The following is a 259-nucleotide window of genomic DNA, read 5'->3' as shown; positions in this document are numbered from 1 at the left end:
GGTATCGCCAAAGGACAGGATTGCCACGCTCCTTGCGCCGCAATGCGGATCGCCTTGGCCAAACTCGATGTCGGTGAGAGCTCGCGCCACGATTCCAAATGGCTCCGCCAGTGCGCACTCGTCCTGAGCAAGATGCGCGAACAGGAGCACCGCCGCCTCGGTGATCAGGGTGGTGACTTCCGCCAACATGCGATCGAGCACGGGGAAGTGCGCAAGGACGCGTGCCCGCTCGTGCGGATCGCCAAGTTGCCGCGCAAAG

The 259-nt window shown here is 63.7% G+C and carries 1 protein-coding gene; it reads right to left on the bottom strand.

The features are described from left to right. Positions 1-259: DUF4135 domain-containing protein (locus tag EUU22_RS00020; RefSeq protein WP_129330103.1), on the bottom strand; the 259-nt coding region annotated here is incomplete at both ends.

It is taken from the genome of Ciceribacter ferrooxidans, assembly GCF_004137355.1.
Lineage (GTDB): Bacteria > Pseudomonadota > Alphaproteobacteria > Rhizobiales > Rhizobiaceae > Allorhizobium > Allorhizobium ferrooxidans.
This window is presented reverse-complemented; position numbering and strand designations above follow the sequence as displayed.